15 protein-coding genes and 1 pseudogene are annotated in these 13,932 nt (G+C 60.7%); 7 read left to right on the top strand and 9 right to left on the bottom strand.

What is annotated here, in order from left to right; all coding sequences use genetic code 11:
* Nucleotides 1-67 precede the first annotated feature (67 nt).
* Together WEU32_RS01280 and glpK are read right to left on the bottom strand one after the other, a co-directional pair.
* Nucleotides 68-1,129: a phosphotransferase family protein gene (locus tag WEU32_RS01280; RefSeq protein WP_406852605.1), complete on the bottom strand. Its 1,062-nt coding sequence runs from the start codon at nucleotides 1,127-1,129 to the stop codon at nucleotides 68-70.
* A 16-nt stretch (nucleotides 1,130-1,145) separates the two neighbouring features.
* On the bottom strand, nucleotides 1,146-2,651 hold the full coding sequence (gene glpK / locus WEU32_RS01275) for a glycerol kinase GlpK (RefSeq protein ID WP_406852604.1): 1,506 nt from the start codon (nucleotides 2,649-2,651) through the stop codon (nucleotides 1,146-1,148).
* A 43-nt stretch (nucleotides 2,652-2,694) separates the two neighbouring features.
* Here glpK and WEU32_RS01270 point away from each other — a divergent pair, with 43 nt between their 5' ends.
* A complete protein-coding gene (locus tag WEU32_RS01270) occupies nucleotides 2,695-3,669 on the top strand; it encodes a threonine/serine dehydratase (protein WP_406852603.1) in 975 nt (324 codons plus the stop codon).
* Nucleotides 3,617-4,209 (top strand): annotated as a pseudogene (locus tag WEU32_RS01265) (MaoC family dehydratase). The gene WEU32_RS01270 and the pseudogene WEU32_RS01265 overlap by 53 nt, the downstream one beginning before the upstream one ends.
* 139 nt (nucleotides 4,210-4,348) lie before the next feature.
* Here WEU32_RS01265 and WEU32_RS01260 read toward each other — a convergent pair.
* On the bottom strand, nucleotides 4,349-5,269 hold the full coding sequence (locus WEU32_RS01260) for a Gfo/Idh/MocA family oxidoreductase (protein WP_406852602.1): 921 nt from the start codon (nucleotides 5,267-5,269) through the stop codon (nucleotides 4,349-4,351).
* A 4-nt stretch (nucleotides 5,270-5,273) separates the two neighbouring features.
* A complete protein-coding gene (locus WEU32_RS01255; RefSeq protein WP_406852601.1) occupies nucleotides 5,274-6,467 on the bottom strand; it encodes a DegT/DnrJ/EryC1/StrS family aminotransferase in 1,194 nt (397 codons plus the stop codon).
* Nucleotides 6,468-6,640: 173 nt separating this feature from the next.
* Here WEU32_RS01255 and WEU32_RS01250 point away from each other — a divergent pair, with 173 nt between their 5' ends.
* Together WEU32_RS01250 and WEU32_RS01245 are read left to right on the top strand one after the other, a co-directional pair.
* Nucleotides 6,641-7,150 carry an HAD family hydrolase gene (locus tag WEU32_RS01250; RefSeq protein WP_312134446.1) on the top strand — a complete coding sequence of 170 codons (510 nt, stop codon included), beginning with the start codon at nucleotides 6,641-6,643 and terminating at the stop codon, nucleotides 7,148-7,150.
* Nucleotides 7,151-7,214: 64 nt separating this feature from the next.
* A complete protein-coding gene (locus WEU32_RS01245) occupies nucleotides 7,215-8,090 on the top strand; it encodes an alpha/beta fold hydrolase (RefSeq protein WP_406852600.1) in 876 nt (291 codons plus the stop codon).
* A gap of 52 nt (nucleotides 8,091-8,142) precedes the next feature.
* Here the strand turns inward: WEU32_RS01245 and WEU32_RS01240 are convergent, their stop codons facing one another.
* Both WEU32_RS01240 and WEU32_RS01235 read right to left on the bottom strand, forming a co-directional pair.
* Nucleotides 8,143-8,367 carry an alkylphosphonate utilization protein gene (locus tag WEU32_RS01240; protein ID WP_167175430.1) on the bottom strand — a complete coding sequence of 75 codons (225 nt, stop codon included), beginning with the start codon at nucleotides 8,365-8,367 and terminating at the stop codon, nucleotides 8,143-8,145.
* Nucleotides 8,368-8,418: 51 nt separating this feature from the next.
* Nucleotides 8,419-10,497: an NAD(+) synthase gene (locus tag WEU32_RS01235; RefSeq protein ID WP_406852599.1), complete on the bottom strand. Its 2,079-nt coding sequence runs from the start codon at nucleotides 10,495-10,497 to the stop codon at nucleotides 8,419-8,421.
* Between the two features lie 86 nt (nucleotides 10,498-10,583).
* On the opposite strand from WEU32_RS01235, the gene ftsY reads away from it, so the two are divergent.
* From ftsY to WEU32_RS01220, 3 genes are all read left to right on the top strand, one after another.
* Nucleotides 10,584-11,519: a signal recognition particle-docking protein FtsY gene (gene ftsY / locus WEU32_RS01230; protein ID WP_406852598.1), complete on the top strand. Its 936-nt coding sequence runs from the start codon at nucleotides 10,584-10,586 to the stop codon at nucleotides 11,517-11,519.
* Between the two features lie 3 nt (nucleotides 11,520-11,522).
* A complete protein-coding gene (locus tag WEU32_RS01225; protein WP_406852597.1) occupies nucleotides 11,523-12,125 on the top strand; it encodes an inner membrane-spanning protein YciB in 603 nt (200 codons plus the stop codon).
* Between the two features lie 162 nt (nucleotides 12,126-12,287).
* Nucleotides 12,288-12,920 (top strand): MarR family winged helix-turn-helix transcriptional regulator, encoded by a 633-nt coding sequence (locus WEU32_RS01220; RefSeq protein WP_312814919.1) that lies wholly within the window; start codon nucleotides 12,288-12,290, stop codon nucleotides 12,918-12,920.
* On the opposite strand, the gene WEU32_RS01215 is transcribed toward WEU32_RS01220, so the two are convergent.
* The 3 genes from WEU32_RS01215 to ccmD are packed head-to-tail and all read right to left on the bottom strand — an operon-like array spanning nucleotide 12,917 to nucleotide 13,925.
* Entirely contained in the window at nucleotides 12,917-13,162 is a 246-nt protein-coding gene (locus WEU32_RS01215; protein ID WP_406852596.1) for a hypothetical protein, read from the bottom strand. The two genes, WEU32_RS01220 and WEU32_RS01215, sit on opposite strands and share 4 nt — an antisense overlap.
* A 56-nt stretch (nucleotides 13,163-13,218) precedes the next feature.
* Complete coding sequence (locus WEU32_RS01210) at nucleotides 13,219-13,770, bottom strand: DsbE family thiol:disulfide interchange protein (RefSeq protein WP_406852595.1); 552 nt, start codon at nucleotides 13,768-13,770, stop codon at nucleotides 13,219-13,221.
* Nucleotides 13,767-13,925 carry a heme exporter protein CcmD gene (ccmD, locus tag WEU32_RS01205; RefSeq protein WP_406852594.1) on the bottom strand — a complete coding sequence of 53 codons (159 nt, stop codon included), beginning with the start codon at nucleotides 13,923-13,925 and terminating at the stop codon, nucleotides 13,767-13,769. The genes WEU32_RS01210 and ccmD overlap by 4 nt, the downstream gene beginning before the upstream one ends.
* Nucleotides 13,926-13,932 lie beyond the last annotated feature (7 nt).

Here is a 13,932-nt window from a genome sequence, read left to right as displayed (position 1 = left end):
AGGCGTTTTGTTACCGTTTAACAACCGATCCGCATCAATGACTGTTTCATATATAGTCTAAGGTCTGTTATGCGCCCGCTTTAAGGGCATAGGCCCATGCAGCCTCGGACAGCGGGCCAACCTGCGCCGCCATGGCCTTGGCGTGGTCGCTGGCGGCGGTGCCATCGCGCACCCGCCCGCCAATACCCTGACAGATGGCCGCCAGACGGAACAGGTTATAGGCCAGCAGCCAGTCGAGGTTTTGAGGCGCACCAAAGCCTGTCTGTGCGCCATAGCGTTCGGCCAGTTCCTCAATCGAGGGAATACCCAGCGCCTTGATGTCGGCCCCCAACAGACCATTTCGCAAACTGGCCGGAATGGCATAGGCGATCAGCAGATACGAAAAGTCCGCCATCGGGTCGCCCAGCGTGGACAGCTCCCAGTCCAGCACGGCTTTGACCTTGGCCTCGCGGGCGTCGAGGATCATATTGTCGAGGCGAAAATCGCCGTGAACGATGCGGGTTGGGCCTTCGGGCGGTAGGGTATCGGGCAGGAAGTCGATCAAACGATCCATCGCCGGAACCGGATCAATCTCGGACGCACGATACTGTTTGGTCCAACGCCCGACCTGACGGGCGAAATAATTTCCCGGCTTGCCATAGTCGCCAAGGCCGATCTTTTGTGGCTCCAGACGGTGTAGCGCGGCCAAGGTGTCGACCTGCTCGAACCAGATGGCGCGGCGCTCATCCGGTGTGCAGTCGGGCAGTTTCAAATCCCAGAAGATACGCCCTTCGACCTTGTCCATGACATAGAAGATCGAGCCGAGAACTGTATCGTCCGTACACAGCGCATAGGGTTTGGCGACCGGAAAACCTTGCGCATGAAGGGCCGAGATCACGGCAAACTCGCGATCAACGGCATGGGCACTGGCCAGCAGCGTGCCCGGTGGTTTGCGACGCAGGACGTATTTCTGGCGCGGGGTAACAAGCTCGTAGGTCGGGTTGGACTGGCCGCCTTTGAACTGGCGCACCTCAAGCGGGCCTTCAAACCCCTCGACATGGGCTTTCATCCAGCTTTCAAGAAACGGCATATCCAGCGCATGGCGAGGATCGACCTCGCGCGTGCCAGAAAACGTCGCCTGTGCGTCCATACTTTCCCCTCGCCGTCTATTCGTCCTGTGCGGCGACGATGGCGGCTTTTACAGCCCTGCGCCAGCCCTTGAGGAGCATCGTTCTTTCATCCTCGTCCATCCTGGGTTTCCAGACAGCAGGGGCGGTTTGCGGCGGGCTCCAGACCGTATCGGTGACACCCGCACCAAAGGCCGCAAGACGGGCTGCGCCCAGTGCGGTCATTTCCTGAAACGCCGGACGCTCCACCTCGATGGCACATATGTCGGCAATGAACTGCATGACAAAGGCATTGGCCGTCACGCCGCCATCCACCCTAAGGCGCTTCAGCTTTGGCGCGCCGTCTTTTTCCAAAGCCTCCAGCAGATCAAAGGTCTGGTAGGCGAGGCTTTCCAAAGCTGCACGCACCAGATGGGAAGGACCGCTGTCGCGGGTCAGTCCGATGACTGTGCCACGGGCATCCGGCTCCCACCACGGCGCGCCTAAACCCGTAAAGCCCGGCACCAGATAGACACCGCCATTATTGGGCAGGGTCTGGGCCATGGCCTCGGATTGTCGTGAATCCGAGAGCGCCTTCAGGCCGTCGCGCAGCCACTGCACAGCCGAGCCTGCTGAAAAGATCGAACCTTCCAGCGCATAGCGGACCTTGCCGTCCGCCGCCCAGCCCATAGTGGCCAAAAGTCGGGCCTTGGATTTGACGATCTTCTCGCTCGTATTGGCGACCAGAAACGCCCCTGTGCCATAGGTGATCTTGGCCTCTCCCGCCTCCAGCGCGCCGTGCCCGACAAGAGCCGATTGCTGGTCACCGGCAACGCCGTGGATCGGCACGGCCTTGCCCAACAGGCTGGGTTCGCAGTCCCCGAAACGGGCATCGCTGGGCCGGATTTCCGGCAGGACCTCAACCGGTACATCGAACAGGTTGCACAGGGACGGCGACCAGTTGAGGGTTTGCAGCGCCATCAGATTGGTGCGCGCCGCATTGGTCACATCGGTGACGTGGCTTTGCCCGCCGGTCAGTTTCCACATCAGCCAGCTGTCGATAGTGCCGAGCTTGATGTCCCCAGCCCGCGCCCGCTCGCGGCCATTTTCGACCCTGTCCAATAGCCACGCATATTTCGAGGCCGAGAAATAAGGATCTAGGATCAGGCCCGTTTGCGCCCTCACCGCGTCTTCATGCCCTGCCGCTTTCAGCGCATCCATTTCAGGTGCGGTACGGCGATCCTGCCAGACAATGGCCCGATGCAGCGGCTCGCCGGTTTGCACATCCCAGACCACCGATGTTTCACGCTGGTTGGTAATGCCGACAGCGGCGAAACGCTCGATACCGCCTGCCTTGCGCACCACTTCACGGCAGGTCTGAAGGACAGCCCGCCAGATTTCGGCCGCATCATGCTCGACCCAACCCGATTGCGGGAAATGCTGGACCAGTTCGATCTGGCTGACAGCCAGCACCGAGAACACGCCCGTATCCGATACCTCGAAGGCGATGGCGCGGGTGGAGGTGGTGCCTTGGTCAATCGACAGGATGAGCGCATTTTTCATCATCACAGTTATGCAGATGACACCGGCACACGTTAAGAGGTTTGTTATGCACACACCTTCCTATGCCGGTGTTCTCGACGCCGCCCGCCAGATCGCTCCTGCTATTGCTCGCACGCCGCTGATCGAACATCCGGCCTTGAATGCCGTGGTCGGGGGGCGCGTTCTGATGAAGGTCGAGAGCCTTCAGGTGGCCGGTGCCTTCAAATATCGCGGGGCCTATAACCGCATCAGCCGGTTGAGCGCCGAGGAACGGGTGCGCGGTATCGTGGCCTATTCATCCGGCAACCATGCGCAGGCTTCTGCCGCCGCCGCCAAGGCCATGGATGCGCCCGCCGTTATCGTCATGCCGTCCGACAGCCCGAAGATTAAAATCGAGGGCGTCAAAAGTTTTGGCGGAGAGGTACGGCTCTATGACCGCTGGAGCGAAAGCCGCGAGGCTATCGGGGCCGAGATCGCCCGCGAGCGCGGCAGCATCCTTGTTCCGCCATTCGATGATCCCTTCATTATCGAGGGTCAGGGCACCTGTGCGCTGGAGCTTCTGGATGATGCCGATGGCCCGATCGACCAGCTTTTGTGCGGAGCATCCGGCGGGGGCCTGATCGCCGGTATCAATCTGGTGATGGCCGAGCGCAGCCCCGATACCGCCGTCTATGTGGTCGAACCCGAGGCTTTTGACGATACCCGCCGCTCGCTGGAAGCGGGCACCCCTACCCCGCATCCCAAGGGCGCGCCGTCCATCTGTGATGCCCTGATGGCTCCTGCGCCGGGCCAGATCACCTTCCCCATCAACCAGCGCCTGTCGGGGGCTTTAACGGTTTCGGATGCCGAGGTGTGCGAGGCCATGCGCTTTGCCTTCCGCCATCTGAAACTGGTTATCGAACCGGGTGGCGCAGTCTCGCTGGCGGCCCTGCTGGCCGGCAAGATCGAGGCGCGGGACAAGACCACCGCCATCATCGTCTCGGGCGGCAATGTCGATCCACAACAGTTCGCTGACATCATCACGGGGCGTTTCAACAGCTAGGCGTAGCCGCTTGCCTTTCGGAAAATCACGCGCAAACCTTCATCAAACGCTTGGGGAGGTTTGCGTCATGACGAAATCCATAGACCTACCGTCGCTTGTCGGCACCGAGGTCGGCCTTAGCCGTTGGTTCGAGATCGATCAGGCTCGCATCGACGCCTTTGCCAAGATCACCGAGGACGAGCAGTTCATCCATGTCGATCCCGACATGGCCAAACACACCCGTTTGGCGGTACGATTGCCCACGGTTTTTTGACCCTCAGCCTTGCCTCGGCCATGAGCTATGATGCGGTGGCGACTCTGGACGGCGTGGTCATGGGCGTGAACTATGGCTTTGACCGCCTGCGCTTTTTAGCCCCCGTCAAAGCGGGCAAGCGTGTGCGTGGACGCTTTGTGCTGAAGGATGCCCAGAACAAGGGCTCGGACGGTGCCAACACCCGCTGGCTGTTAACCCACGAACTAACGGTCGAGATCGAAGGCGAAGACAAGCCCGCCCTGCTCGCCGACTGGCTGTCGATGCAGATGGTGCGTGAGGGCGATTGAGCCCACGGCGTCCAAAGCCGCTCTTAATGTTCCACGTGAAACCAAGTCGCTGATAACAGCCGTCATTTAGGCTCAGCAGGCAAAGGAAAAGCGGCGACATTTCATGCCGCCGCTTCATTTTTCCAAGTCGAGGTTTCGACTATTCAGCCAGACAGCGCAGGGCCACTTCGAGGTTGCGGAGGCCGTCTTCGCCGGTGACGGCAGGGGCTTCGCCGGTCTTAATGGCGGTGGCGAAGGCTTCCAGTTCTTTCTTGAGTGGCTCGTTCGGCCATGAGTTCAGCATGCGGGTGAAATAGGAACCGTCCGGCTGCTGGCCGAAATATTCGGTGACCTGACGGGTGATCAGATCGGCCACCACGAAGCGGGACTTGGTCGCCACTTGAAGGGTGCGGGTCTTGTAGGGCGTGACCCAGTTGGTGGTGATGTGGGCGATGGTGCCGTTGTCCATGCGGAACTGCAGCAGGGCAGAGTCCTCGCGCGAGGCGTGGGTATGGCCCAGTAAGGACTGCACCTCGGCCATTTCCGAACCGGTCAGGTGACGGATGATGTCGATGTCATGCACCGCCAGATCGATGACCACACCGACCTCGCCCATGCGCGGCGGGAACGGGCCGACGCGGGTGATCTGGATGGAGATGATCTCGTCATCGGCAATGGCGCGTTTTACGGTTTCGACCGCCGGATTGAAACGCTCGACATGGCCGACCATCAGCACGCGGTTATTTGCGCGGGCGGCGTCGATAATGCGCTGGGATTCCGCAACCGTCGGGGCAATGGGCTTTTCGACCAGCACATGCACACCGCGTTCCAGCAGCGCCACAGCCGTATCGGCATGGAAGCGGTTGGGTGTGGCCACCACAGCCGCATCAATGCCCGAGGCTGCAAAGGCATCGAGGTCCGTATAGGCGCTGGCCTCATAGGCGGCCGCGACACCGTCGGCGGTCACGCCATCGGGGTCGAACACCGCCGTCAGGTCGAACTCGCGCATGTCATTGGCCACGCGGGCATGGTTGCGACCCATAACGCCGGCACCGGCGACACCCAGTTTCAGTGCGTTCATAATCTTAAGCCTTAAACGAGAGAACGGCGGCGATGATCTTGTCTTGCGTGGCCTCGTCCAGATCCGAGTGCATCGGCAGACTGATGACCACATCCATCAGACGCTCGGTTTCCGGCAGGCCACCGGCACCGCGCGGGAACATCTCATAGGCCGGCTGCATGTGCAGCGGGATCGGATAATAGACGGCGGTCGGCACGCCCTGTTCCTTCAGATGCGCGGCCAGAGCATCGCGGTTCGGATGCTCGATCGTGTATTGCGCCCAGTTCGAGACATTGCCTTCCGGCACGTCCGGCACCTTGGCAACGTGTGCGCGCAGGGCGTCGTTATAACGCTTGGCGATGCGGTTACGCCATTCGATCTCCTGGCCGAACACGTTCAGCTTTTCAATCAGAACCGCGGCCTGAATGGTGTCCAGACGGCTGTTCAGGCCGATACGCATGTTGAGGTATTTCGGGTCGTGATCGAAGGTGCGGCCCTCAAGGTCCACGCCGACGGCCTTGCCGTGAACGCGGATGGAATCCATCAGCTGGGCCAGTTCGTCGTCATTGGTCAGAACCGCGCCGCCGTCGCCATAGCAACCGAGCGGCTTGGCGGGGAAGAAGCTGGTGGTGGTGACATCGGCCCACGTCAGCGGATGCTGGCCGTTAATCGTGCAGCCGAAGCCCTGCGCCGAGTCCGAGATCAGTTTCAGGCCGTGCTGGTCGCAGATGGCCTTGATGGCCGGATAGTCGGCCGGTTGACCAAACAGGTCCACAGCGATGACCGCACGCGGGGTCAGACGACCTTCAGCCTTGATGGCGTCAATGGCCGCAGCCAGCTTGGCGGGGTCCATATTATAGGTGACCGGATCAACATCCACGAACACCGGCTCGGCACCGAACCACGGCACCACTTCGGCGGTGGCGGCAAATGTGAAGCTGGGCACGAAGACGGCATCGCCCGCCTTGATGTCCCATGCCATCAGCGGCAGGGCCAGCGCGTCGGTGCCATTGGCGCAACCCAGCGCATGTTTGGCTTTGCCGAAGGCAGCGAGGTCGGCCTCGAACTGGCGCACTTGCGGGCCCATCACCCATGCGCCGCCGACGACAGCCTCGGCCACAGCGGCTTCGATCTTGCCGTTCAGGCGTACACGTTGGGCTTGCAGGTCAATAAAGGGGATCATGGTTTCGCTCTCCACACGGTCGGGGGCGGCGCTCATCACGCGCGTCAAAGAATTGATGCTGTCCTAGCAAACACGATGCCATGCAGTAAAACGTCCGAAGGTCACTTCGCGTTGCCGGATGCAACGAACTTGTCACATAGCGGCGTGGCCAAACCTGTACAGGCAAGGTATGGCACCACCAGCCCCGAAACTGAATGGTGATGGATTATATGAGCCGCCCTGCTGCCTTTCTCGACCGCGACGGCGTTCTGATCCACGACTGCGGCTATCCGCACCGTCCTGACCAGCTACAGATGATGCCGGGGGCTGTCGAAGCCGTGAAACGTCTAAACGATGCGGGCTATGTCACCGTTATCGTCACCAACCAGTCAGGCATTGCCCGCGGATATTTTTCCGAAGACACCATGCATGCCTTCCACAAGCTGCTGCTGGCGGAACTGGCCAAAGGAGGGGCAACCATTGATGCCATCTATTTCTGCCCCTTCCACAAGGTGGCGGTAGAGCATCGCTACGAACATCCCGACCATCCCGATCGCAAACCGAACCCCGGCATGTTGTTACGGGCGGCGGCCGATCTGGACCTCGCCCTCGACGAAAGTTCGATCATGATCGGCGACAATCTGTCGGACATGCAGGCCGCCAAAAATGCCGGCGTACGGGGCTTTCACTTCACTGGCGGTAATCTGAACGACCTCGTATCGACCATAGTCGGCGGCTGATCGACATTTCTTCTTTTGATGAATAACCTGCGCCCTATCGCATTGCCACAGGGACGGGTTAGGGATGTCTGGTATCGTGTTTTCAGAGTTTTACTGGACCAGTGAAGACGGTCTGAAACTCTATGGTCGCGATTATCAGCCCAAGGGCGAAGCAAGGCCCCTGCCCGTCATTGCCATTCACGGCCTGACGCGCAACAGCGCCGACTTCGACAATATTGCCAGCCTGTTGTGCGAAGAAGGCTATCGTGTACTGGCCGTCGATGTGCGCGGGCGCGGCAAGTCCGAACGTGCTGGCGATCCGATGACCTATGTGCCGCCGGTCTATGCTGGCGATATCGCGGCGCTGCTGGACCAGAAAAATATCGCACGGGCCGTGTTCATGGGCACCTCTATGGGTGGCCTGATCACCATGTGTCTTGCGGGTGTGCGCCCACAGGCCATCGCAGCCGCCATCCTCAACGATGTCGGCCCCGAAGTGGCTCCCGAGGGTCTGGCTCGTATCGCCGCCTATACAGGCAAGCCCGTCAAGATCACCAACTGGCTTGAGGCGGCGAACTATACCCGCATTATCAACGAAGTGGCCTTCCCCCACTATGATGACAGCGACTGGGAAGCCTTTGCCCGTCGCATCTTCGTCGAGAATGCCGAGGGTATTCCTGTGCTGGCCTATGATCCCGATATCTCCGCCCCGATCCGCGCCGCCGGTGCCTCAGCCCTGGTGCCGGACCTTTGGCCACTGTTCCGCACTCTGGCCGAGCGTCCGACCCTGATCGTACGCGGCGGCACGTCCGACCTGCTCAGCCCATCCATTGCCGCGCGGATGCTGGACGAGGGCGAGCATGCTGCCCTGATCGAAGTGCCCGATATCGGTCACGCCCCGATGCTGGACGAACCGGAGGCCAGCGAGGCCATTCTGGATTTCCTGTCCCGACAGGCATGAAAAAAGGGGCGCTGTGACCAGCGCCCCTTTTGATTTCATCGGACCGTAAAGATCAGGCCTTTTTGACGAACTCGGTCCGCAGCACGAGGCCGCGTACCTTTTCGACATTGGCCTCGATCTCTTCCGGATCGCCTGTCAGGCGGATCTTGAGAACCTTGGTGCCGCGCTTGAGGGTCACGCCCCCCGAGCCCTTGACCTTGAGGTCCTTGATTAGGGTGACGCTGTCGCCGTCTTTCAGCTCTGCGCCGTTGCTATCGCGTGTGATTTCATCAGTCATAAACGCCCCTTTATCCGACTGCGATCGGAAAAACCATGTTCAGAACAGGGTTTATTGTACGCGGCTGAGGGTAACAGGCGGCAGATTACCGTCCAGTTCCTCCAGCCACACCCGTGCCGAGCTGTCGGACGGCGCACGCCAGTCGCCGCGCGGCGACAGCGAACCGCCCGTCACCACCTTGGGACCATTGGGCACAGCCGAGCGTTTGAACTGGCTGGTCTGGAAGAAACGGATCAGGAATTTCCGCAGCCAGAAACGGATCACCTCAAGGTCATAGGCGACCTTTTCTTCGTCCGGCGTGCCCACAGGCCACAGACCGCGCGCGGCATCAGACCACGCCTGATGGGCCAGATAGGCGACCTTGGACGGGGCCATGCCGAAGCGGCTGATGTAGAACAGGAAGAAGTCGTTCAGCGCATAGGGGCCGACCGTGCTTTCGGTAGACTGAATCTTGCCGTCCGCGCCTGCGGGAACCAGTTCGGGCGAAATCTCGGTGGCCAGAATAGAATACAGGGTCGGGCTGGCATCGCGACCGACCACCTGTTTATCAGCCACCCAGCGGATCAGATGACGGATCAGGGTTTTGGCTACCCCGCCATTGACGTTGTAGTGGCTCATATGGTCGCCGACACCATAGGTGCACCAGCCCAAGGCCAGTTCCGACAGGTCGCCCGTGCCCAGCACAAAACCGTTATTGTGGTTGGCCAGACGGAACAGATAGTCGGTACGAAGACCCGCCTGAACATTTTCAAACGTGATGTCATAGACCGGCTCACCCTTGGCATAGGGATGGCCGATGCCTTCCAGCATGGCGGCGGCGGCGGGACGGATATCGATCTCGTGGCCCGAAACGCCCAGCGCCTTCATCAGCGCCCATGCATTGGACTTGGTGCCGTCCGAGGTGGCAAAGCCCGGCATGGTATAGGCCAGAATACCCGTGCGCGGGATTTCAAGACGATCAAAGGCGCGGCACGCCACCAACAGGGCCTGCGTGGAATCCAGACCGCCGGAAACGCCGATCACCAGAGTTTGCGCCCCCGTTGCCGTCATGCGGCGCATCAGGCCCTGCACCTGAATATTGAATGCCTCGAAGCAGTCCTGATCCAGACGCGCGGCATCGTCGGGCACGAAGGGGAAACGGTCCAGCGGGCGGATCACATCGCCCAATGCTCCTTCCTGCGGTCCCTCACCCGCCTCGAATGGCACGATCACTGCCGTCTCGCCTTCCAGACGGGCGCAGTCGGCAAAGGTACCGTTACGCAGTCGGTCCAGACCGATCCGGTCCACATCGACATCGGCAATGGTCAGATGGCTTTCCATCGAAAACCGCTCGCCCTCGGCCAGCTTTACGCCAAGCTCGTGGATCATGGCCTGACCGTCCCAAGCCAGATCGGTCGTGCTCTCGCCCCAGCCGGAGGCAGCAAACACATAGGCCGACAAGGTGCGGGCCGACTGGCTGGCGCACATCAAGGCGCGGTCATCCGACTTGCCAATGACGATGTTGGAGGCCGACAGGTTGCACAGGATGCGCGCCCCCGCCATGGCCGCGCGGGTCGACGGCGGCGTGGGAGCCCAGAAGTCCTCGCAGATTTCGACCGAAAAGATAAAGCCCGGACGGTTGACGGCTTCGAACACCAGGCCCGGCGCGAAATCGACGCGCTCTCCGTTCAGGGTGATGGCGTCTTCGGTGCGCGAGGCTGCGGGGGCGAACCAGCGCTTTTCGTAATATTCTCGATAGTTCGGCAGATAGGATTTGGGCACCACGCCCAAAACCTCTCCACCCGCCAGCACCACGGCGCAGTTGAACAGGCTGTCACCATGTCGCAGGGGCGCGCCCACCACAGCCACCAGATCGAACTGTTCGGTCAGGGCGCACAGGCGGGCAATCTGGTCCTCGACGGACTCCAGAAGCGCAGCCTGCATGTGCAGATCGTCAATCGCATAGGCGCTGAGCGACAGCTCGGGAAACACCACAAGATCAACGCCTTCGTCGGCCGCCTTGCGGATCAGAGCCTCGTGTTCATCCCCGTTGCTGACCGGATCGGCCACATGCACTACAGGCGTGGCCGCGGCTGTGCGTACAAAGCCGTGGGTGCGGGCTTCAAAGAAAGGATGCCTCGACTGGACCATCGATGTTTTCCGGAAAGCGAAACAGGACGTCTATCCATATAGGTTCGCGCGTGACCTGAGAACCATCGTCGGCTAGAGCAGGGTCTATGAGCGATACGCCGAAAAAAGGCTGGTTCCAGCGACTGAGCGAGGGTCTGTCCCGATCCTCCAAACAGATGACCGAGCAGGTCGTCTCGACATTCGCCAAGGAACCCCTGTCCGAAGAACACCTCGAACAACTCGAGGAACATCTGATCGAAAGCGATCTGGGTCCGGCTGCGTCGGCCCGTATCGTCGAGCGTTTCCGCGCCCTGCGGTTCGGCAAGACGTCGAACGAGCGCGAGATCAAGGAAGCGCTGGCCGAGGCGGTCGCGGCAGAACTGTTGCCGCGTCAGGCTAGGTTCGATCCTCTGATTGGCGAAAAGCCCTATGTGGTGCTGTTCGTCGGCGTCAACGGCTCGGGCAAGACCACGACGCTGGGCAAGATCGCCGCCGATCTGACGGCCAAGGGTGCCAAGGTGATGATCGTGGCGGGCGACACCTTCCGTGCCGCCGCCCGCGAACAGCTCAAGGTCTGGGCCGACCGCTCAGGGGCCCATTTCGAAAGCCGCCGCGACGGTGCCGATGCGGCGGGCCTCGCCTTTGATGCCTATACCAAGGCCAAGGCCGAGGGCTTTGACGTGGTGCTGATCGACACGGCGGGCCGTCTTCAGAACAAGTCCACCCTGATGGACGAGCTTTTGAAGATTGTGCGCGTGTTGAAAAAGGTCGATGCCGATGCGCCGCACGAAACCCTGCTGGTGCTGGACGCCACGGTGGGTCGCAATGCGCTGGAGCAGGAAAAAATCTTTGGTCGCACCGCCTATGTGTCGGGCGTGGTCATGACCAAGCTGGACGGCACCGCCCGCGGTGGTGTGCTGGTGCCGGTGGCACAGGCCTCGGACGCCCCCATCAAACTGATCGGCGTGGGCGAAGGGGTTGAAGACTTGCAAGACTTCGACGCCAATGCCTTTGCCCGCTCTCTCGTCGGTCTGGAGGACTGATACTTGGCCGAAGCCAAACAAAATTCAAACCTGCGCCAAGCCATCGATTTCGGTGCGCTGGTCGCCTTTATGGGCACCTATCTGTTTTCGCGCGTTGTGCAAAAGCTCGACAGTACCGACGCGATGTTTCAGGCCACATGGGTACTGGTCGGCGCGTCTATCATTGCTCTTCTGGCCGGATGGCTGCTGGAAAAGCGCCTTGCGCCCATGCCCCTGTTCAGCGGCCTGTTCGCACTGGTATTTGGCACCCTGACACTCGTCTTCCATGATCCCAATCTGTTGAAGATCAAGATTACGATCCAGAATCTGGCCCTGTCGGTCATTCTGCTGGGCTCGCTGGCCTTCAACAAGGCGGCGTTCAAATATCTGCTGGGTAGCGCCTTTCACCTCACCGATGAGGGCTGGCGCGGGCTGACCCTGCGCTACGGGCTGTTTTTCCTGTGCGTGGCCATCGTCAACGAAACCATCTGGCGCACCCAGTCGGACGATTTCTGGGTCGCCTTCCGCGGCGGTCTATGGGTGGCTTCAGCGGCTTTTGGCATCTGGCAGGTCTTCTTCATAATGAAGCACCTGATCAAGGATGAAGAGCCCGAACAAAACACTTGATCCCCAAGCCGACCTGTTCCCAAGGCCCGCCGTCATCATACGGCGGGCCTTGTTGTTTTCCGTCCCCGCTAAAAATGTCAGCGCACCGCCTTTGAACCGTCGTCAAAGCTTCAAGCCTGGTTGTTAGCCAAAGCAGATCAAGCTTCACGCGAAAAAGAGCCGATGATCAAAGCCGCCAAACACAAGACCCCGATCACCGAATTGGCTCAATCGCCCAGCCACTTGATGCATCGCGCCTTGCAACTGTGCCTGGACATCTATGCGGAGGAATCGGCCCAGAGCGGTATCACCCAGCGCCAGTATGCGGTTCTGGAAGTTGTCTCCCAGCGTCAGGGTCTGACCCAGACCGAACTGGTCCAAGCCACCGGTATTGACCGTTCGACCCTGGCCGATCTGGTCAGCCGCATGACGATCAAGGGTCTGCTGGAGCGCGAAAAATCTGCGCTGGATGCCCGTGCCAAGGCGGTGCGTATATCCGAAGCCGGACTGGCGGCTCTCGAAGCCACGAGGCCCTGCGTCGCCGCAGCCGACAAGCGTCTTCTGGCCATGTTGTCCAAAGGTCGCCGCCAGACCTTCCTTGAAACGCTTGCACAGTTGGCCCAAGTCGCAGACAGCGCCCCCGAAGAGGTCAAGGCCGCCAAGAAGGCTGCGAAAAAGGCCGATAAGGAGGCGCGCAAAATTGCAAAACTGGCTAAAAAGTCTGCCAAGTCCGATGACGGCGAGCCGATCAAGAAATCCAAAAAACTCAAGATCCAGCCGGTCGCCGACGAAGCCGAAAAGCCCGCTGAATCCTAGACGCGGATATCCAGATAGGAACCCGGCCGTTTGAAAACCGGCGGGGCGTCCCGTTCGGGCAGGATCGGGGTTTCAGGCTGGGCCACAGGAGCCGACGCCGCAGGCGTAATACTGGCCGTGACCGGTCTGAAGAAGGCCGCCTGTGCATCTTTTAGCGCTCGCGTCGCATTAAACGCGGAAGCTCCACCCTGCCCTGTCGGGTTGGGAGGAAAGAACGGACGATCTGGGGCAATGGCCGACATGCGACAAGCCTTGCCTGAGTGGCCCTAAATTAAGGTTAATGCCGGATTCATCATGTTTAGCGGGCCTTATAGGCCTGTTCCAGCGCCTGACGGTCTGCATCGCTGAGGATCGGGCCCGAGGCCTTGTAGGTCACCTGTCCATAGGCATCGACGACGAAGGTTTCCGGTACGCCTGAGATACCAAGGTCCAGTCCTGCTCGGCCCTCCTGATCGACCAGCACAAGATCGAACGGATCGCCCAGTTCGTCGAGGAAGGCGCGGGTTTTGATCGGATCGTCCTTATAGGCAATGCCGACGACCTTGATGCCCTGCGCCTTGAGCGCCATCAGTTGTGGGTGTTCCAGACGGCATGGCGCGCACCAGCTGGCAAAGACATTCAGCACCATCGGCTTGCCGACGGCGGCGGTCTTGATATCCAGCATCCGGTTTGACACCACATCGCCTTCCAGTAGCGGCAGGACGGTTTCCGGCACCGGCTGGCCCACCAGAGCCGCAGGGGCGTGGCGGCTGTCGGCAACCGTTTTGGACATCTGCTGCATCTGGAAAGCCAGAAACAGCCCGAGCGCCGCAAGGGCCGCGACCGGTATGGCAGCGATCCAGCGGTTCATCGGGGCTTCCTGTCAGCTTCCAAACGGGCCAGTTCGCGCTTCATGCGCAAGGACTGCATGACCGCGCGAACGGCCAGAGCCACAAGGACCAGCACGGTCGCGCCCCATGCGGGCCACACATAGGCCGCGTGTTTTCCCATGTCGAAATCGAACATCTGGAAC

The sequence above is a fragment of the Brevundimonas sp. BH3 genome (genome assembly GCF_045345115.1).
Taxonomy (GTDB): domain Bacteria; phylum Pseudomonadota; class Alphaproteobacteria; order Caulobacterales; family Caulobacteraceae; genus Brevundimonas.
The sequence above is the reverse complement of the archived record's forward strand: the minus strand, read 5'-3'. Positions and strand labels throughout refer to the sequence as shown.